Annotated in this window: 15 protein-coding genes; 12 read left to right on the forward strand and 3 right to left on the reverse strand. The window is 68.6% G+C overall.

From position 1 onward, the window contains the following. Window positions 1–3 precede the first annotated feature (3 nt). From OH146_RS13150 to OH146_RS13170, 5 genes are all read left to right on the forward strand, one after another. Window positions 4–1,515 carry an aldehyde dehydrogenase family protein gene (locus OH146_RS13150; RefSeq protein WP_265161517.1) on the forward strand — a complete coding sequence of 504 codons (1,512 nt, stop codon included), beginning with the start codon at window positions 4–6 and terminating at the stop codon, window positions 1,513–1,515. Next, window positions 1,516–2,370, forward strand: a complete 855-nt coding sequence (locus OH146_RS13155) for an aldehyde dehydrogenase family protein (RefSeq protein WP_265161519.1) — start codon at window positions 1,516–1,518, stop codon at window positions 2,368–2,370. Between the two features lie 105 nt (window positions 2,371–2,475). Then, window positions 2,476–3,276, forward strand: a complete 801-nt coding sequence (locus OH146_RS13160) for a CAP domain-containing protein (RefSeq protein WP_265161710.1) — start codon at window positions 2,476–2,478, stop codon at window positions 3,274–3,276. Window positions 3,277–3,354: 78 nt separating this feature from the next. Further along, window positions 3,355–4,242, forward strand: a complete 888-nt coding sequence (locus OH146_RS13165) for a glycerophosphodiester phosphodiesterase (protein WP_265161521.1) — start codon at window positions 3,355–3,357, stop codon at window positions 4,240–4,242. Window positions 4,243–4,312: 70 nt separating this feature from the next. Then, the gene (locus OH146_RS13170; RefSeq protein WP_265161523.1) at window positions 4,313–4,909 is read left to right on the forward strand and encodes a GDSL-type esterase/lipase family protein; all 597 of its coding nucleotides are present in this window, start codon (window positions 4,313–4,315) and stop codon (window positions 4,907–4,909) included. Between the two features lie 3 nt (window positions 4,910–4,912). Here OH146_RS13170 and OH146_RS13175 read toward each other — a convergent pair whose 3' ends face one another. Next, window positions 4,913–6,271, reverse strand: a complete 1,359-nt coding sequence (locus tag OH146_RS13175) for a M20/M25/M40 family metallo-hydrolase (RefSeq protein WP_265161525.1) — start codon at window positions 6,269–6,271, stop codon at window positions 4,913–4,915. Window positions 6,272–6,521: 250 nt separating this feature from the next. Between OH146_RS13175 and OH146_RS13180 the strand changes: the two genes are divergently transcribed. Then, on the forward strand, window positions 6,522–8,687 hold the full coding sequence (locus OH146_RS13180; protein WP_265161527.1) for a DEAD/DEAH box helicase: 2,166 nt from the start codon (window positions 6,522–6,524) through the stop codon (window positions 8,685–8,687). Window positions 8,688–9,239: 552 nt separating this feature from the next. Here OH146_RS13180 and OH146_RS13185 read toward each other — a convergent pair. Further along, on the reverse strand, window positions 9,240–10,607 hold the full coding sequence (locus OH146_RS13185) for a DUF2510 domain-containing protein (protein WP_265161528.1): 1,368 nt from the start codon (window positions 10,605–10,607) through the stop codon (window positions 9,240–9,242). A 426-nt stretch (window positions 10,608–11,033) separates the two neighbouring features. Between OH146_RS13185 and OH146_RS13190 the strand changes: the two genes are divergently transcribed. Next, the gene (locus OH146_RS13190; protein ID WP_265161712.1) at window positions 11,034–12,527 is read left to right on the forward strand and encodes an aspartate ammonia-lyase; all 1,494 of its coding nucleotides are present in this window, start codon (window positions 11,034–11,036) and stop codon (window positions 12,525–12,527) included. Here the strand turns inward: OH146_RS13190 and OH146_RS13195 are convergent. Then, window positions 12,478–12,942 carry a DUF6328 family protein gene (locus tag OH146_RS13195; RefSeq protein ID WP_265161529.1) on the reverse strand — a complete coding sequence of 155 codons (465 nt, stop codon included), beginning with the start codon at window positions 12,940–12,942 and terminating at the stop codon, window positions 12,478–12,480. The genes OH146_RS13190 and OH146_RS13195 overlap by 50 nt on opposite strands. A gap of 109 nt (window positions 12,943–13,051) precedes the next feature. Here OH146_RS13195 and OH146_RS13200 point away from each other — a divergent pair, with 109 nt between their 5' ends. The 5 genes from OH146_RS13200 (at window position 13,052) to OH146_RS13220 (ending at window position 19,188) form a co-directional block, all read left to right on the forward strand. Beyond that, window positions 13,052–13,852 carry a hypothetical protein gene (locus OH146_RS13200; protein WP_265161530.1) on the forward strand — a complete coding sequence of 267 codons (801 nt, stop codon included), beginning with the start codon at window positions 13,052–13,054 and terminating at the stop codon, window positions 13,850–13,852. Continuing rightward, window positions 13,849–15,042 (forward strand): PrsW family intramembrane metalloprotease, encoded by a 1,194-nt coding sequence (locus OH146_RS13205; protein ID WP_265161531.1) that lies wholly within the window; start codon window positions 13,849–13,851, stop codon window positions 15,040–15,042. Before OH146_RS13200 ends, OH146_RS13205 begins: the two co-directional genes overlap by 4 nt. 60 nt (window positions 15,043–15,102) lie before the next feature. After that, on the forward strand, window positions 15,103–17,316 hold the full coding sequence (locus tag OH146_RS13210) for a HelD family protein (RefSeq protein WP_265161532.1): 2,214 nt from the start codon (window positions 15,103–15,105) through the stop codon (window positions 17,314–17,316). A 64-nt stretch (window positions 17,317–17,380) separates the two neighbouring features. Then, complete coding sequence (locus OH146_RS13215; protein ID WP_265161533.1) at window positions 17,381–18,541, forward strand: acyl-CoA dehydrogenase family protein; 1,161 nt, start codon at window positions 17,381–17,383, stop codon at window positions 18,539–18,541. Further along, window positions 18,541–19,188 carry an alpha/beta hydrolase gene (locus OH146_RS13220; protein WP_265161535.1) on the forward strand — a complete coding sequence of 216 codons (648 nt, stop codon included), beginning with the start codon at window positions 18,541–18,543 and terminating at the stop codon, window positions 19,186–19,188. Before OH146_RS13215 ends, OH146_RS13220 begins: the two co-directional genes overlap by 1 nt. Window positions 19,189–19,233 lie beyond the last annotated feature (45 nt).

Genomic DNA, 19,233 nt, shown 5'->3' on the forward strand with positions numbered 1-19,233 from the left:
GCCATGAACTTCCTCGACTACGCCCCGGCTCCCGAGTCGACCTCGATTCTGAACCTGCGCGATTCCTACGGCCTCTTCATCGACGGCGAGTTCGTCGATGGCAGCGGTGAGGGCTTCGCCACGATCTCGCCCGCGACGGAGGAGCACATCGCGTCGATCTCCCACGCGGAGGCCACGGACGTCGACCGTGCAGTCGCGGCGGCCCGGCGCGCCTACGACACCACCTGGTCGCGCATGAGCGGCTCCGACCGGGGCAAGTACCTCTTCCGCATCGCCCGCCTCGTGCAGGAGCGCTCGCGCGAGCTCGCTGTCGCTGAGAGCCTCGACAACGGCAAGCCCATCAAGGAGAGCCGGGATGTCGACGTGCCGCTCGTCGCCGCCTGGTTCTTCTACTACGCGGGCTGGGCCGACAAGCTCGACCACGCGGGCCTCGGGCCCAACCCCCGCTCGCTGGGGGTCGCCGCGCAGGTGATCCCGTGGAATTTCCCGCTCCTCATGCTCGCCTGGAAGGTCGCCCCTGCTCTCGCGGCGGGCAACACGGTCGTGATCAAGCCGGCCGAGACGACGCCGCTCTCGGCGCTCATCTTCGCCGAGATCCTCCAGCAGGCGGAACTGCCTGGCGGTGTCGTCAACATCATCACGGGCGCGGGCGAGACGGGCGCCGCCCTCGTGAACCACCCCGACGTCAACAAGGTCGCCTTCACAGGCTCGACCGCGGTGGGCCGGGCCATCGCTCGCTCGACGGCGGGCACGAGCAAGAAGCTCACGCTCGAACTCGGGGGCAAGGCTGCCAACATCGTCTTCGACGACGCACCCATCGATCAGGCGATCGAGGGAATCGTGAACGGCATCTTCTTCAACCAGGGCCATGTCTGCTGCGCCGGGTCGCGCCTGCTGGTTCAGGAGAACATCCACGACGACGTCATCGAGCGTCTCAAGTCGCGCCTCGCGACCCTTCGCGTGGGCGACCCCCTCGACAAGAACACGGATGTCGGCGCCATCAACTCCCGCGCGCAGCTCGAGCGCATCCGCGAGCTCAGCACGATCGGCGAGCAGGAGGGCGCCGAGCGTTGGTCGCCCGCGTGCGACCTGCCCGAGAAGGGCTTCTGGTTCGCGCCGACGATCTTCACGAATGTCTCGCAGAGCCACCGCATCGCGCGTGACGAGATCTTCGGCCCCGTGCTGTCCGTGCTCACCTTCCGCACCCCCGCGGAGGCGATCGCGAAGGCCAACAACACGCCGTACGGCCTCTCTGCCGGCATCTGGAGCGAGAAGGGCAGTCGCATCCTCGCGGTCGCCGACAAGCTCCGCGCAGGCGTCGTATGGGCCAACACGTTCAACCGCTTCGACCCCGCGAGCCCCTTCGGCGGCTACAAGGAGTCCGGCTACGGCCGTGAGGGCGGCCGACACGGCCTCGCTGCCTATCTCGAGTCCTCGGGATGGGATGCGGCCATCCCCTCGCCCGACCAGGCGCGGGTCGGCCAGAAGAAGATCAGCAAGAAGGGCGCCGAGTAGATGTCGCATCTGACCATTCCCAAGACCTACAAGCTGTACATCGGCGGCAAGTTCCCGCGCAGTGAGTCGGGGCGAACCTATGAGGTCTCGACCGCGGGCGGGGAGTTCCTCGCCAACGCGGCCAAGGCGTCTCGCAAGGACGCCCGTGACGCCGTTGTCGCGGCACGCAAGGCCGTTGACGGCTGGTCGGGCACGACGGGCTACAACCGCGGCCAGGTGCTCTACCGCATCGCGGAGCTCCTCGAGGGGCGTCGCGCCCAGTTCGTCGACGAGATCCGTCGCTCTGAGGGACTGTCGGAGACGGATGCCTCGCGCCAGATCGATGCCGCGATCGACACCTGGGTCTGGTACGCAGGTTGGGCCGACAAGTATGTGCAGGTGGCGGGTAACGGCAACGCCGTGAGCGGGCCCTTCTTCAACCTCTCGACTCCCGAACCGACCGGCGTCGTCGCAATCGTGGCTCCCCAGGAGTCCGCGCTGCTCGGTCTTGTGAGCGTCATCGCCCCCGCCCTCGTGGCGGGCAACACGGTCGTCGTGATCGCGAGTGAGCGGCATCCGCTCAGTGCCATCAGTCTTTCGGAGGTCTTGGCGACGAGCGATGTGCCGGGAGGTGTCGTGAACGTGCTGACCGGCTCGCCGGGGGAGATCGCGCCGTGGCTTGCCGGGCACGCCGATGTGAACGCGATTGATCTCGCGGGCGCCGGCCATCTGGACTGGGTCGATCTCGAGATCGCCGCGGCAGAGACGCTCATGCGTGTGCGTCGGCCCGAGCCGGGCGTCACAGCTCCCTCGCTCGAGCGGATCGTCTTCTTCACGGAGACGAAGACGGTCTGGCACACGAAGTCCCTCATCTGACGCCGCAGGGCATTCCCGCAGGCCGCCCACAGGGTTCACCCGGTTTAGCCACGTAGCGTCTACCCCGTTTTTTGCTTACGGGGATGACGAGTGTGGGGTTTGGCAGTGTGGAGAGGTCTGCGACGGGTCATCAAACGCGCGGCGGTGGCGGCGGGGGTGGCGACTCTCGCCCTGACGGGCGCCATCAGCATCGCGACGCCCGCGGCTGCGGCGGAGGAGGGCACGATCCATGCGCTCGCGAACGAGAGCCGCGCCCAGGCCGGGCTTGCACCGCTCACCCTCAACGCCGCGCTCAGCCAGGTAGCCCTCGGCTGGGCCCAGCAGATGGCGGCGAGCGGCACGCTCTCCCACAATCCGTCCTATTCGGCACAGATCCCTCCGGGGTGGCAGGGCGCCGCGGAGAACGTCGCGCAGGGCTACCCGAGTGGGGCAGCGGTCCACGCGGGCTGGATGGCGTCGCCCGGCCATCGGGCGAATCTGCTGGGGGACTACACCGACATCGGCATCGCGCACATCGCCTCGGGCGGCACGACCTGGTCGGTGCAGGTGTTCGCGAAGTACGCAAGACCTGCCGCAGCTCCCGCTCCGGCTCCCGCTCCGGCTCCCGCTCCGGCTCCGGCTCCCGCTGCGCCTGAGCCCGCTCCGGCACCCGAGCAGGCTCCCGTGTCCAGTGCGACGGCGGACCCAGCTGAGGAGAAGGTGACGCCCTCACCCGACTCCTCTGCTTCACCGCGCCCGAACGACGAGGGGCGGGAGGAGACGACGGCCGACGAGGACGCGCGCGCCGAAGCATCCGACTCGCCTGCTGCCCCGCTCGCCGTCGGCGTCGGCGGGATGCTCGCGCTCGCGACGATCGTCACGCTCGCGTGGACTCGTGCCTCGAAGTGGGGCGGACTCGCAAGGTAACGAAAAGGTAACGGACGGGGGTAGGGTGAGGTCACGCCTCGCACACCGGCGGGGCGACCCGACCAAGGAGCGATGTCAATGGCGACCACCCTCCTCAGCCCACCGGCCAGGCGGGGGCTCACGGCCTCGGCCATCACGGTGGCCCTCGTGCTCGTGCTCATCCTCGGCCCCGCGGCCGCCCGCAGTCACGCCGCGAACATGTTCGGCACCCTGCGCGCGCCGGGGGAGGCCGCCTTCGTCGCCGGCCACCGCGGCGACCGCTCGCAGGCGCCCGAGAACACGCTCCCGGCGATCGAGCACGCCTTCGCCGGCGCGATGGTATTCGTCGAGGTCGACGTGCGGCTCAGCGCGGACGGCGTGCCCGTGCTCATCCACGACAGCACGGTCGACCGCACCACGAATGGGAGCGGCCGCGTCGACGAACTGACTGTCGCACAGCTCAAGACGCTCGACGCCGGTTCCTGGTACTCGGCCGACTATGCGGGAGTGCGCATCCCCACTCTCGCGGAGTTCCTCGTCCTACTCGCCGAGTCCCGCACGAAGGCCATGATCGAGCTCAAGGGCACCTGGGCGGAGGAGGACGCCGCCGTCATCGGGTCGCTCGTCGAGGAGCACGGCGTCGCCGACCGCACGGTCGTCGCGAGCTTCGAGGCCGAAACCCTGCAGGCGATGCTCGCCACCGCGCCGGATCTACCCCGGCTCGTCCTCGCCCGCGAGCTGCCCGCAGACCCCGTCGCCGAGGTGCACCTGCACCACGCGATCGCCCTGGTGACCAACCCAGACGCGCTCGACGAGGCACCAGAGACGGTCGACATCATGCATGAGGCAGGTCTCGGCATCCTGCTCTACACGCTCAATGAGGAGGAGAGCTGGGCGGACGCACTCGGGATGGGGGTCGACGGAATCATCACCGACACCCCCAGCTCTCTCGACGGCTGGCTCGCAGCGACCGCGCCTGGCACCTGATCCGGATGCCGCGTGTCTGGCGTTCTCCCAGCGTCCGGCGGCAGGATGGTGCGACCGGCAGGAGTAGTTCATGGGCGAGCAGGAGGAGGGCGCCGTGCATCGCGTCGCATACATCGGGGACAGCCTCACGGCGAGCGGCGACTGGGAGGAATGGTTCCCCGGCGAGGAGACCCTGAACTTCGGTGTTCCCGGCTACACGAGCGACGACGTGCTCGCCCGCCTCGACGAGATCGTTGCGGCCCAGCCCGACGAGATCATCATGCTCATCGGCACGAATGACCTGGGGCTTCGACGCTCGGTCGAACACCTCGTCCGAAACGTCGAGTTCGCGCTCGTGCACCTGCGCCGCGAACTTCCGGGAGTGCGGTTGTTACTGCAGTCGATCATGCCCCGCGGCGCGGAGTTCGCCCGCGACATCCAGGACGCCAACATCCACCTGCGACAGTTCTGCGCGACTGTCGGCGCCCACTACCTTGACCTCTGGCCCACCATGGCGACCGAGGACGGCGCACTGCGACCCGAACTGACGGACGATGGGCTGCACCTCACCTCGGCCGGCTACGACGCCTGGCTCGAGGAGCTGCGGCCCGGTATCGAGCGACTTCGCGACCTGCCGCCCATGAGCCGCCCGCTCAATGTCGTCTCGGCCGAAGAACCCCGACGCTAGCCCTTACGCAGCGAGCCGACCGAGCAGTCGGCGGTAGAACTCGATGCCGCGCAGGAACGTCGAGATGCGGATCCTCTCGTTCTTGGCGTGCAGGGTGCCGCGCTCATCCTTCGACATCTCGAAGGGGCTGAAGCGGTAGACGTGGTCACTGATGCGGGTGAAGTGGCGGCTGTCGCTCGCGGCGAGCATGACGTAGGGCGTCACGATCGTGCCCGGGTAGGTCTCCTCGATCGAGGCCTTGATCGCCTCCCACGCGAAGCCGTGCGTGGGTGAGACGGGGGAGGGCTCGGAGGGGTGCAGCGCCTCGAGGCGCACGAGTGGGTCGTCAACGGCGCGGCGCACGTGCTCGATGGCCTCCGTGACAGACGATCCGACCGCGATGCGGATGTTGACGGTGGCGACAGCTCGCTCGGCGAGGGCGTTGGCGGCCATTGCCCCGTCGAGCTGGGTCACGACGCTCGTCGTGCGGATGATCGCCGCCGTCTCATCGCTGAGCCGCCCGAAGAGCGCGAGAAGGAGCGGCTTCGTGAGCCAGAGGTTGCCGAAGACCATGCGCAGCGGCCCGCGAGTGTGGGCGCCGAGCGTGCGGATCATCTCGAGCGTCGTCGGGGTGAAGCCGGAACGGAAGGGGCGCCGGTTGAGGCGCACGATCGCCCGAGCGAGGCGGGCTGTCGCCGGCAGGCGGGGCGGGGTCGAGGCATGCCCGCCCTGCTGCTCGACCGTCATGGTGAGCGACATGATGCCCTTCTCCGCGACGCCGACGACCGCGATGGGGGCGTCGACGCCGGGGAAGATCCCCTCTACGATGGCACCGCCCTCGTCGCTCACGAGCCCCGGGCGCACGCCGCGCGCCTCGAGCTCGTCCACGAGCATCCGCGCACCGTCGCCCGCCGTCTCCTCGTTGTGGCCGAAGCACAGGTAGACGTCGTGGCGGGGCGTGACGCCCGCAGCGAGGCTCGACTCGACGGCCTCGAGGATCGCGACCATGCTGCCCTTGTCGTCGAGCGTGCCGCGGCCCCACACGAGGGCGTCCTCGCCCTCGCCCACAATGGCCCCGGAAAAGGGCGGATGCTCCCACCCCTCATCGCTCGCCGCGACGACGTCATAGTGCGCCATGAGCACGGCAGGGGGTCCATCCTCGCGGCCGCGCCAGCGGTAGAGCAGCGAGTGGCCGGCGACCAGTTCGCGCTCGAGGTTCTCGTGCGCGAGCGGATACAGCTCGGGGAGAGCGTCCTGGAGCCGCGTGAAGTGCTCCCACTCGATGCGGTTCTCGTCGAGGTGTGAGACGGTCGGGATGCGGATGAGGGCCTGAAGTCGGGAGACGGGACCCGCGGCATCCGTCTCGTGCGCTGTGCTCGTCACAGCTCGACTCTATTGGTCTGTGAGGCGTTGGTGTCCGCGACGCCGCGAGTGCACTAAACTGAATGCTGCGCTGACGATTCCGTTCACCGTCTCGACCGTGTCCGCACGTTGCTTGAGTCTGGAATCGCTGCCCCGAGGGCGACGCTGATCCCGCTTCGCAGCGACTCGACGGGCGCACCACCACGGTGCGGTGCTGCCGGGAGGGTTCCCGGCGCGAATACCTCGGCACATTCGCTGATTCAGGAGGAACATGGCCCGCTCCGGTCGCTCGGAAGGCAACACCATCAACGGCACGGCGCGCGGCGCCGCACGCTCATCTTCGCGGCGCAGCGCGCAGCGCCGCGTGCGCCCCGGCGACGACGCAGGCATCATCCCTGTGCTCGCCCGCGCCGTGCGGGAGATCGAGGGTGCCGCCGAACGCGGCAGGGTGTCGGCGTCCGGTCGCACCAAGTTCCAGGTCATTGCGCTCCTGATGCGGGAGGAGCGAGCCCGTGCCAAGCAGGACACGCAGGTCTCGGACGCCGACCGGGCCGAGATCCTCAAGCGCCTCGACGGGGTCGCGACCATCCTCGCGAAGGCGGCCGCTCGCGACACGTCCCTCATCTCCCTGCTGGGGGAGGACGCCCCCGTCTCCGATGCGGCGCGTGCTCTTCGCCGCGACATGCTCATGGCCTCCGGGGCGGAGCTGAGCCCCGACGAGCTCATCATCGCCGCTGAGGCGCCCGCTCCCGCTCCCGAGGTCGAGAGACAGGTGGTGCCCCAATCGGTCATCTCCCGTCAGCTGAGCAACCCCTTCCTCGCCCCCGACTTCTCTGCCGTGCCGCCGCCCCCTCCGCAGACGCGCAGGCTCGCAAACTGGGAGCTTCTCGACCCGCTGTTCCGCGCCTTCGAACACGGCTCCGGCGGCAACGTCGCGAGCATGGAGCTTCCCGAGCCGAGCGAGTCCGACCGTCGAGTGCCCGGCGGTCTCGAGCTGTTCCACCACCAGGCGGAGTTCGTCGCGAGTGCGCGTGCGGGGCACCGCACCTACCTGCTCGCGGACGAGCCGGGCCTCGGCAAGACGGCACAGGCGCTCCTCGCGGCATCCGCGACCCAGGCGTATCCGCTGCTCGTCGTCGTGCCGAACGTCGTCAAGATGAACTGGGCGCGCGAGGTCGAACGCTGGACGCCGAATCGCACCGCGACCGTGATCCACGGAGACGGCAACGACCTCGATGCCTACGCCGATGTGGTCATCGTCAACTACGACGTGCTCGACCGTCACGTCGGCTGGCTGCGCACCCTCGGCTTCCAGGGCATGGTCGTCGACGAGGCCCACTTCATCAAGAACCGCGAATCCCAGCGCTCGCGGCACGTCCTCTCCCTCGCAGAGAGCATTCGGATGCTACGGCCACGAGCCCTCATGATCGCCCTGACCGGCACCCCCCTCATCAACACGATCGAGGACTTCAGGGCGATCTGGCAGTTCCTCGGCTGGATCGACGGCGAGAAGCCCACCCGCGAGCTCATGGCGAAGCTTGAGGAGACGGGCCTGACGCCGGCCGACTTCGGCTTCTTCGCCGAAGCGCGTCAGGCGGTCATCGACATGGGGATCGTGCGGCGCAAGAAGCTTGACGTGGCCTCCAACCTGCCCGCAAAGCGCATCGCCGACCTGCCCGTCGAGCTCGACGACGACCTGGGCCGGGGCATCCGCGAGGCGGAGCGCGAGCTGGGGCAGCGACTCAAGTCGCGCTATCTCGCCCTACTCTCTTCGCGGAGTGGAGCCGATCGCGAGACGCCGCACGACGAGCTCATGCGGATGGTCGCGCGGGCCGAGCTGGAGGAGTCGAAGGCCGCGAAGACGGGCGACAACGTCTTCACGATGGTGCGCCGGATCGGGCAGGCGAAGGCCGTTCTCGCGGCCGACTACACGGCGCAGCTCGCGCGCTCGGTTGGCAAGGTGGTCTTCTTCGCCAAGCACATCGATGTGATGGATGCTGCGGAGGAGACCTTCGCACGTCGCGGTCTCAAGACAGTCTCGATCCGCGGCGACCAGACGGCCGCGCACCGCCAGGCCGAGGTCGACGCCTTCAATAATGACCCCGAGGTTTCCGTCGTGGTCGCCTCCCTGACGGCGGCGGGCGTCGGACTCAACCTGCAGGCGGCCTCCAACGTCGTGCTCGCCGAGCTCAGCTGGACCTCGGCCGAGCAGACGCAGGCGATCGACCGCGTGCACCGCATCGGGCAGGAGGAGCCGGTGACGGCGTGGCGAGTCATCGCGGCGCAGACGATCGACTCCAAGATCGCCGAGCTGATCGACAGCAAGGCGGGCCTTGCCGCTCGAGCGCTCGACGGCAGCGACGAGGACGTTGTGGACGCCTCCGAGATCCAGGTCGAGGCCCTCGTCACGCTGCTGCGCGCCGCGCTCGGCGAGTAGCCCTCTGCGAGGGCCCGGCGCCGAGAAATCCCCGGTCAGCGTGTCCTCCTTTCTGCCGATCCCCGTTGGGGGGAGCCCCGAAGTGGGGGCATACGGAGGGTCGTGCCGCCGTCTAAAGTTGCAGCAACGCAACACGGGGCAATCCGGGTAGCGGGGCCGGTGTCACTCGGTCCGCGGAATACGGGGGTATTCACCGCGGTCGTCAGAGGGGCACCATGACGGCCCCCCTACCTGGCCCTCGTGAGCAGGTGCAGTAGGGAAAGAGGCCCGCTGATCCGCAAGGATCCTGCACTGGGGATTGCCGTTCGTCGTCGCGGTGATCGTGGCGAGGATGGATCCGCCACGATCCCGCCATGGCGTCCTCCCGACCCGGTCGAGCGACTCGCTCCCGCGTTCCGAGGCGCTTCTCGCATTCTGCACTAACGATCGTGCCCATCTCCGCGCGCTCTGTCGCTTCTCGAGATCGCTCTCGGCGCGCCGGCAGTTGGCATCGCGGGGGAGACGACGAAGGGGCCGCACCCTTTCGGATGCGGCCCCTTGCGTACCGGCTGGCTAGTTGAGCGCCCCCGACTGCCAGATCTGGGAGTCGACGCGCCAATCGATCCAGCCGTTGCTGCGCTGGAGGCTGACGTTGATCTCGACCGTGTTGCCCGACTCGGTGGTGCCGAGGCAGGTGAACTGCACGCCGATCTGCACCGCGGGACTCGGGCACTCGACATCAAGGGTCGTTCCGACGATCGCCGCGTCCTGGGCGATCGACTGCTCGACCTCCGCCTTGAACACGTCGGGCATGGCGGAGATGACGATTCCGGGAACCGCGATGACCGAAAGCATCTGCAGGATCGTGAGGGAGACCCACACGAGAATCGGCGTGATGCCCTTGCCGAACTCACGGTTGGTCGCAACCGACCGCACAATCAGGTAGACGGGGGTCGTAAGGAAGGCGAGCGCCCAGTGAGCGGGAGCGCGGTGCCCAGCTGCGAGGAGCGAGCGGCGGTCGAAGAACGCCAGGACGACGCCGGCGAGGTAGCTCGCACCGAGGATCCCGAAGGGGACGGCCGGAGGCACCGACTGCACGCCAGACGAGACGGTCAGCAGGATGACGACCATCTGCACCATGGGGAGCATCGCAAGCGCCCACACAGCGGGCGTGTAGATGACCTGCGAACGGTCGAGGCGGCGCTGCGTCGAGCGCGAGTAGTCCCGAGCGTAGGCGTGTTGTGCCGCAGGGTCCGCGTAGGATGCCTGGGGCGCTCCCTGCTGGCCAAAGCCGGGCGCCTCCGTGTAGTTGACGGAGGAGCGCGCCGAGCGAGGCTCCTGTGTCGGCTGACCGAAATCGGCGAAGGGGTCGGCGGGCGCACTCTGGAAGGACTGCGGCTGTGAGAAGCCCTGCGGGGGCGGGAAGCCCTGGGCTGCCTGCTGCTCCGCGCGCTGCTGCGCGGCCTGCTGTTCAGCGGCGCGCTGCTGCGCGGCCTGCTGTTCAGCGGCGCGCTGCTGCGCGGCCTGCTGCTCGGCGGCGCGCTGCTGTGCCGCGCGCTGTTCGGCGGCGCGGCGCTCCGCGGCCTCCTGCTCCGCGCGGCGGGCGTTCTCCTCGGCCTCGGAGCTGCTCGTGTTTGCGAAGCTCGGGGCGGGCTGGTTGCGCTCGATCTGCTGCGGCTTCGGCGGCTCCAGCTCGCGGAGGGTCGACATGAGCTCGGCCTTCGACATGGGCTGCTGGCGCGCTCCGTCTGCGGCGCTGCGTTGCTCGCGCTGCGAGCGGCGCGAGGGAAGGTCGTCGTCGGCATAGGCGAGCCGCGGCTCGTCCTGCACGATCAGCGGGGTGCGCGCGGCTGAGGTGAACTCCGTCCACGAGTGGTTGTCCCACCAACGAAGTTGTGGGAGACCCATGGGATCCGGGTACCACCCGGCAGGTACGGTCACAACATCATCATCTAGCAAGGCGTTAACCCTCTCTGTGTGGCCCGTTCCGTCTGGAACGTGCCGCTGTCCCCCAGGAAAACTGCTGGCTGATCCTTCCAACTCGTGTCCCTGCGAGGTGCAGGAGAGTGAGAAAGACTAATAACTCGGTGCTTCCTGAGAATAGTACTGGCTGGGAGCGCCCGAGCGACATGGTTAATTTCGCGGATGCCACGGCGTCCCGCACACGGGGGATAGGGCTCCGACCGCCATCCTGAGGGCTTCGCTAGCTCGCTGCCGCCGCGGTTCCCGCCCTTTGCTCGGGCCTGCGAGCCCCGGATTGATAGGCTCGTGGTGGGTTATCAGCCGCATGCGCCGGTCACGAGGGAGTCGAGTGCCGTGAAGAGAGCGAATGACGCAGGGAAGCCGGCTACGACCGCCCCTGTCACCATTATTGGGGGAGACCCCGCGGGGCCTCCAGAGGGGGCCACCCGCTCGGATCGCGACTCTCTCGGTGCCCTCGAGGTTCCCGCCGACGTCTATTGGGGCATCCACACGGCACGTGCGCTCGAGAACTTCCCCATCACTCGACGGCCCATCTCCGTGTACCCCGACCTGATCAGGGCAATCGCGCGCGTCAAGCAGGCTGCGGCCCGTGCCAACCGGGAGATCGGCGTCCTCGAGGCGGAGAAGGCAGACATCATCGAGCAGGTCTGCGAAGAGATTGTCGCTGGCGCCCTGCATGAACAGTTCGTCGTCGGGGTGATCCAGGGGGGTGCGGGCACCTCGACCAACATGAACGCCAACGAGGTGATTGCGAACCGCGGTCTCGAGATCATGGGTTTCGGACGCGGCGACTACTCCCACCTGCATCCCCTCGATGACGTCAATCGCAGCCAGAGCACGAATGACGTCTACCCGACGGCCGTCAAGCTCTCTCTCATCTTCGGCATCCACCGGCTGCTTGAGGAGCATCGCCTGCTCGCCGACTCCTTCGGGCGCAAGGGCGAGGAGTTCGCCGGCATCGTCAAGGTGGGCCGCACGCAGTTGCAGGACGCCGTGCCGATGACGCTGGGGCAGGAGTTCACGGGCTTCTCCAACACCCTCATCGAGGATCACGACCGGCTTCGCGAGACGATCCCTCTCCTCAGCGAGATCAATATGGGGGCGACCGCGATCGGCACCGGCATCACCTCCCCTCCGCACTACACGGAGGCCGTGTGCCGGCACCTCGCGGAGCTGACGGGCATCGACACCGTGACGGCCAAGGACCTCATCGAGGCGACGAGCGACACGGGCGTCTTCATGACCGTCAGCGGCACTCTCAAGCGTGCAGCGGTCAAGCTCTCCAAGATCTGCAACGACCTGCGCCTGCTGAGCTCCGGACCCCAGTCCGGACTCGGGGAGATCTTCCTCCCCGCGCGGCAGGCGGGCTCATCGATCATGCCGGGCAAGGTAAACCCGGTCATCCCCGAGGTCGTCAACCAGATCGCTTTCAGCATCGTGGGGGCGGATGCGACCGTGACGGCCGCGGCGGAGGCGGGGCAACTGCAGCTCAACGCCTTCGAGCCCGTCATCGCCCACAGCATCCTCCAGTCCCTGGCGTGGTTGACGAACGGATGCCGCACTCTCCGCGTCAACTGCGTCGACGGCATCACCCCCAATGTGCAGCGTCTCGCCGCCGAGATGGAGACCTCGGTGAGTGTCGTGACGGCTCTGACGCCGTACATCGGCTATGCGGCATCCGCCTCGCTTGCCCACACGGCGCTGACGACCAGCGCATCGATCGCCGATCTGGTGGTGGAGAACGGCTACATGTCGCAGGAGGAGGTGCGGCGCGTGCTGAGCCCCGAGCGCCTCAGCGGACTCGTGCCGACGACCTCCGCGATCCCGATCATTCCTCGCCGTGACCTCGACGGCCGGGCAGAGCGAACCAGAGAATGACGACGACGGCGATGCAGGCGATCGCCGCCATGATGCCGGGGGCGCGACCGAGCACGATGTCGACTATGAGCGAGAGAGTGCCCGCGAGCACGAAGGCGACGCCGACGAGGGTCACCTTGACGAAGCGGTTCGCCCAGGTGACGACACGGTCCTTCTCCCCGCTGCGGAAGAACCTGCGGTGGAGACTCACGGGCGCTAGGCCGAATGCGGTCGTGGCGATGGCCGCGAAGATGAGGGTCATGTAGAGAGTGACCTGGTAGCTGTCGAGTTCGGAGAATCGGGGTTGGAACGCGATCGTCAGCAGAAAGCCGGTGAGGATCTGCGACCCCGTCTGCGTGACTCGGAGCTCCTGCAGCAGCTCGGCCCAGTTGCGGTCGAGTCGCTCGCTCGTCGACTCGTCGCGGTTGTAGTCCATGGCTCGAATGATATGGGCGCGACGGATGCCGCGGCGGTCTGTTCCCGCTTTCTTGCAACCTCGGTGCGCCCGCTCGACTCTGCCGCGCGGTCGCGGTAGCTTGTGCGAAATGAACATCTGGTGGGATGCCGCGCTGTGGCTGCTCGTGCTGTGGCTCAGTGCGCTCGTGTTCCAGGTGGCCGACCTCGGCACGGCGTGGTACGACGTGCGTTCGGCCCGCACGCGCACGGTGCAGTTCGCCGGTCGGCGCGCGCATGAGATCTTCTGGGTCGTCCCCGTGGCGGCGCTCTCGGCGCTCGTGCCTGCTTTCGGCGTCGCCGTGGGCGCGGGGATGGTGCTCGATCGCGGCTGGCAGCTCGCGGGTGGTGTGCTGCTCTCCCTCGCGGTCATCGTGCTCGTCTCCGTCGGGCTTGTGGTTGGCCTTGTGCGTCTGCTCACGCGTGATGTGCAGGGTTACGCGGTGCTGCGATTCCGCGTGCGCGACGCCAAGGCGCGCAAGGTCACGAAGGACGACATCGCCCGGTGGCGATCCGAGCTCGAGGCGATCGATACGCGTGAGGCGGTGCGGCACGAGGATGTCGCGCGCTGGCTCCGTCTCATCCCCATCGCCTTCGGCCTGCTCGCCCTCGCGGCGGTCTGGGTCGCGATCGCTCAGGACCTCTCGGTGTCGATGTGGCCGCTTTTCGGCCTCCTGGCAGTGCTGCCCCCAGTCGTCAGCGGGATCCTTGCGGCGCGCGGCGCCCGCCTCTCCCTCCGGGCCCGTGCGGCGTGGGCTCTTGTGAACGGGCGACAGCGCGAACTTGTCGTCCAGGCCATCGAGGAGCTCGAGCGGCGCACCAATCGGGGCGTTGCGGGGCTCAGCGACCGTGTGAACCGGGCCCTCAGCATCCTTCGGGAGCAGCAGCTGTGACCGGCCCGGCGCCGGCCTCGACCCTCGAGCAGCCCGCCCAGAACCCCGAACCCGTTCTGGAGTCGACTCAGCCGATCGCCTCCGGTCGGGAGCGTCGCGACAACACGGTCTTCGTGCTCGCCGTGATCGGCTACAGCCTTTTGTCGCTCATCGCCCTCGCCGTCATGGTGTACCTGCTCTCCTTCCTCGGGGCGACAGCGTTCATCGTCGCGGGACTCCTCGCAGTCATTCCCCTTGCGATCGTGCTCGTGGGCATCACCTGGATCGACCGGTGGGAGCCGGAACCCCGGGGAGCGCTCGTCTTCGCGTTCCTGTGGGGAGCCGCGGCATCCGTGGCCATCGCTCTCATCTTCGATCTCGGCGTGCAGCTGATCGCTGCCGTGGTGGGCGTTGGGGATGGCTTCTGGACGCTGTTCTTGGGGCTCGTGGTTCAGGCTCCCATCGTGGAGGAGGCGGGCAAGGGGCTCGGGCTGCTGATTCTCTTCTGGACGGTGCGTCGCCAGTTCGATGGCCCCGTCGACGGCATCGTCTATGGCGCGATGATCGCGGTGGGTTTTGCCTTCACCGAGAACATCCAATACTTCGGGCTCGCCCTCGGCGATGCGCAGGGGCCGGGTGACGTGGGCGAGATCTTCCTCATGCGGGGTCTCATGTCGCCCTTCGCGCACGTCATGTTCACCGCCTGCACGGGCATCGTCGTCGGGCTCGCCTCGCGTCGCTCCTCGCCACTCGGCATGGTGGGGTGGCTGGTGCTCGGGCTTGTGCCTGCCATCCTGCTGCACGCCTTCTGGAACGGTTCCGCGCTCTTCGTGACCGACTTCTACGCCTACTACTTCGCGGTGCAGGTGCCCCTCTTCATCATCGGGTTCCTCATCGTCTACTTCCTGCGCACGCAGGAACGCGCTCTCACCTGGCGTCACCTGCAGGAGTACGCTGCGGCGGGATGGTTCACCGCCCAGGAAGTGGGGATGCTCTCGACCGGACAGGGCCGTCGTGCCGCACTGGCGTGGGCGAAGAGCCACGGCGTGGGCGACGCCTTCGAGCAGTTCTCCCGAAGCGCGACGCGTCTCGCCTTCGCGCGCCACCGCATCGTGCTCGGGCGTGACCGGGCCGTAGCCCACTACGACGAGGGCGTGCTGCTCGAAAAGATCGTGGACGCGCGCCGCAGGATGCAGGGCTCCACCCGCTGAGACGGAGCCGCCGCCACCGTGCCGTAGACTGGGGGGCCGGATTTTTCGGAGGGGCTGCGGGTGATCCAAGACGGGCTGGAGCATGAGCGCGACTACGTCGCAGGGCTATACCGGCGCCTTGACGACCTGAAGGCCGAAGCGGAACGTCAGCTCGCCTCCATCCGGGCGCAGGGTGGTGGTGGCACTCATCAGAGTCGAACCGAGCGAGACACATTCGCTCGCCTCTACGAGGACCGCATCGCCCAGCTCCGCGAGGTGACGGAGCGTCTCGCCTTCGGACGGCTGCAGCTCGCGGCATCCGCGCAGGAGGAGGCGGTCGACCGCTACATCGGTCGCATCGGTCTGCGCGATGAGGAGCAACACCCCCTCCTGCTGGACTGGCGAGTGCCACAGGCCAGCGCGTTCTACCAGGCGACGGCGGCCGAACCGATGGGGGCGCGGGCACGCCGGCACCTCATCACGCGCGGCCGCGACGTGGTCCGGGTGGAGGACGAGATCTTCGACCCCGAACTGCTCGACGAGGCGAGCGAGCACCAGGGTGAGGGCGCCCTGCTCGCGGCGCTGGGGGCCGAGCGCACGGGGCGGATGAACGATATCGTCGCGACCATCCAGGCGGAGCAGGATCGAATCATCCGCTCTGAACTGGCGGGAGTCCTCGTCGTGCAGGGCGGTCCCGGTACAGGCAAGACCGCGGTCGCCCTTCATCGTGCCGCCTATCTCCTCTACTCCCACCGCAAGCGGCTGGGCAACGCGGGCGTTCTCATCGTCGGGCCGTCCGCCTCGTTCCTGCACTACATCGAGTCGGTCCTGCCCTCGCTCGGCGAGACGGGGGTCGTGCTGGCGAGCCTGGGCGGGCTCCTGCCCGGCATCGCGGCGACCGTCAACGACGAACCCGCTGTCGCGGCGCTCAAGGGGCGTTCCGCCATGGCCGAGCTGATCGCCCGCGCGGTTCGGTCGCGGCAGCGCGTTCCCGATTCACCGGTGGCGATGATCGTCAATGGCGACACCGTCATGCTGGAGCCGGCGACGGTCGAGCGAGCGATCGCCCGCGCCCGGGAGACCCGCAAGCCCTACAACGAGGCCCGCGTGACCTTCGTCAAGACGGCCCTCGCCGAACTCACGAAGCAGTGGGCCGCACAGCTGCGCGCCCAGGGCAACACGATCGACGGTTCGGACATGCCGATGCTTCAGGAGGACCTGCGCACGGCGCATGATGTGCGGGTGGCTCTCAATACGGCGTGGCTCCCGCTCACGCCCGAGAAGCTGCTGCAGGACCTCTATGCTCGGCCGCACTGGCTCGCCGAGTTGACCCCCGCGTGGTCGGACGAGCAGCGGGCGCTGCTGCGCCGCGGCCGGGATGCGCCCTTCACGGTCGAAGACGTCCCGCTCCTCGATGAGGCCGCCGAGCTGCTGGGCGAGTTCGATCCCGTGGGGGCTGCGCGGCGGCGTGAGGAGAAGCAGCAGCGCAAGCGGGACATCGAGAACGCTGAGGCCGCCATCGAGAACATGCAGGTCGAGGGGATGATCGATGCGAAGTCGCTCGCCGCGAACTTCGCCGAGACGGGCATCCGAGCGACGACCTCGGAGCGGGCGGGCAGCGACCGCACGTGGACCTATGGGCACATCGTCGTCGACGAGGCGCAGGAGCTGTCGCCCATGCAGTGGCGGCTGCTGTTGCGCCGCTGCCCCTTGCGCTCCTTCACAATCGTGGGTGACATCGCGCAGGCGTCCGCCGCCACCGCCTCCTCCAGCTGGCGCCAGGCACTGCGTCCGCTGATCGGTCGCAGCGCGGAGTCGCAGCGCTGGCGCCTCGAGGAGCTTTCGGTGAACTATCGCACGCCGCGACAGATCGCCGAGGTCGCGGAGGAGTGGGCGATCGCATCCGGCCTTCCCGTCACACCGTCACAGGCCGTGCGCAGCACGAGGTGGCCGGTCGAGGAGGCCGAGAGCCTCATGGCGGCCGTCTCGCGGCATCGGGAGGAGGGGCAGCGCGGCACTCTCGCCGTGATCGCCCGTGGCGAGCGGCTCGAGCAGATTCACTCCGAGCTTCGCGAGCGCTTCGGTGAGCTCGTGGCGTTCGGCAGCGAGAGCCTGCTCGCCCCTATTGTCGTGCTCGCCCCCCAGGAGGCGAAGGGGCTGGAGTTCGACGATGTCGTCATCGTCGACCCCGCCTCCATCGCGGCGCTGCCGAGGGGCGCCGGCGCGCTCTATGTCGCGATGACGAGGGCCACGCAGCGCCTCACCCTGGTCGGCCAGCTCCCGCCGACGGGGTGAGTCGCCGAGCCATGCGGCCTGCCTTCGGCTGCGCGGTGCCCTGCGTCGGTGACATGCTGGAGGCATGATCCTCGCCGACGACGACCTCGCACGGTTCCGGTCTCGGGCGGGCGCCCTCGACCGCGAGAACGCCTTCCCGCACGACGATCTCGCCGAGCTCGCGGCATCCGGTTATCTTCGGATGCTCGTGCCGCGCGAGCTGGGCGGTCTCGGCTTCGGCCTGCAGCAGGCCATGCGCGAGCAGTCGAGGCTCGCTTCGGCGGCACCCGCGACGGCGCTCGCCGTCAACATGCATCTCGTGTGGACGGGGGTGGCCCGGCTGCTGCGCGAGCAAGGGGACGCCTCGCTCGACTACGTGCTTCGGGAGGCGGCCGAGGGCGAGATCTTCGCCTTCGGCATCAGCGAGCCCGGCAACGATCTCGTGCTCTTCGACAGCGCCACCCGCGCCGAGCCGCAGACCGACGGTGGCTACGCCTTCACGGGCACCAAGATCTTCACGAGTCTCTCACCCGCCTGGACGCGCCTCGGCGTGTTCGGACGGGATGATTCGGGGCCGGAGCCGGTTCTCGTCCACGCCTTCCTCGAGCGTGGCACGGAGGGCATCGAGATCCTCGATGACTGGGACACGATCGGCATGCGTGCCAGTCAGAGCAATACGACGCGTCTGGGTGGGGCGAAAGCTCCCGCTGACCGCGTGTTCGGTCACCGCCCGCCGGGTCCGGTGCCGCATCCGCTCGTCTTCGCGATCTTCGCCAACTTCCTCCTCCTTCTCTCCTCCGTCTACGCGGGGCTCGCCCAGCGCGGCCTCGAACTGGGTGTGGATGCTGCCCGCTCCCGCCGTTCGGCGCGCACGGGTCTCACGGGCGACCAGCACCCCGAGACACGGTGGAAGCTTGCCGACGCCGCGATCGCACTCGACGGGCTTCTGCCGCAGCTCGAGACCCTCGCGCGCGACCTCGACGAGGGTGTGGATCGGGGCGACCAGTGGTTCCGGGCACTCACGGGGGCGAAGCTGCGCGCGACGGAGACGGCGCGATACGTCGTGGAGCAGGCGGTCCGGGTTGCGGGCGGGCGCTCCTACCGCGCGGGCGACGAGTTGGGGCGTCTGATGCGTGATGTCATGGCGGGGGCGTTTCATCCGAGCAACGAGGACTCCGTTCATTCGACGGTCGCTGCGGCGCTTCTGGGGCCGATCGCGGCAGGCTCGACAGGGGAGGACGAATGATGGCGGAAGCGCTCGAGATCGACGATGCGGTAGTCGCGTGGTCGGAGCCGAGGGACGTGCTGGGGGAGAGGCCTCTCGTCGTACTCCTCCACGGCCGCGGCTCGCACGAGCACGATCTGATGCAGCTCGCCCCCATGCTTCTCCCCGACGCGGTCTATGCGTCGCTGCGCGCCCCGCTTCCTTTCCTAGGTGGGGGTGGCTACAGCTGGTTCCCGCCCGCCGCTCCGGGTCTTCCTTCGGCGGAGGGCGCTGAGGCGGCAACGCGTGCCATCCTTGCCTGGCTCGACCGCGTCGCCCCTGCTGGCCCCGTTGCGGTGCTCGGCTTCAGCCAGGGCGGCGCCCTCGCGACGCACCTCATGCGCTTCTCACCGGAGCGTTTCGTGGCCTTCGTGAACCTCTCGGGCTTCATCGTTCCGGGGGTGTGCCCCGCGGATGCCACGCTCCCGCAGGTGCGCCCCCCGATGTTCTGGGGCCGGGACCTTGACGATCCGATCATTCCGAGCGAGGCGACGGAGGCGACGGAGGCGTGGCTGCCCGGCCACTGCACTCTCACGCGCCGCCGCTACTCGGGCGTGGGGCACGGGATCTCGATTGAGGAGGTCGCCGAGGTGCGCGACTTCCTCGCGCAGGCGTTCGCGGGTCGTTAACGGACTCATCGCCCGGTGCGGCACTTGGTGCGGCTCTTCCGGGCG

The organism is Homoserinimonas sedimenticola, from assembly GCF_026094475.1.
GTDB classification, from domain to species: domain Bacteria; phylum Actinomycetota; class Actinomycetes; order Actinomycetales; family Microbacteriaceae; genus Homoserinimonas; species Homoserinimonas sedimenticola.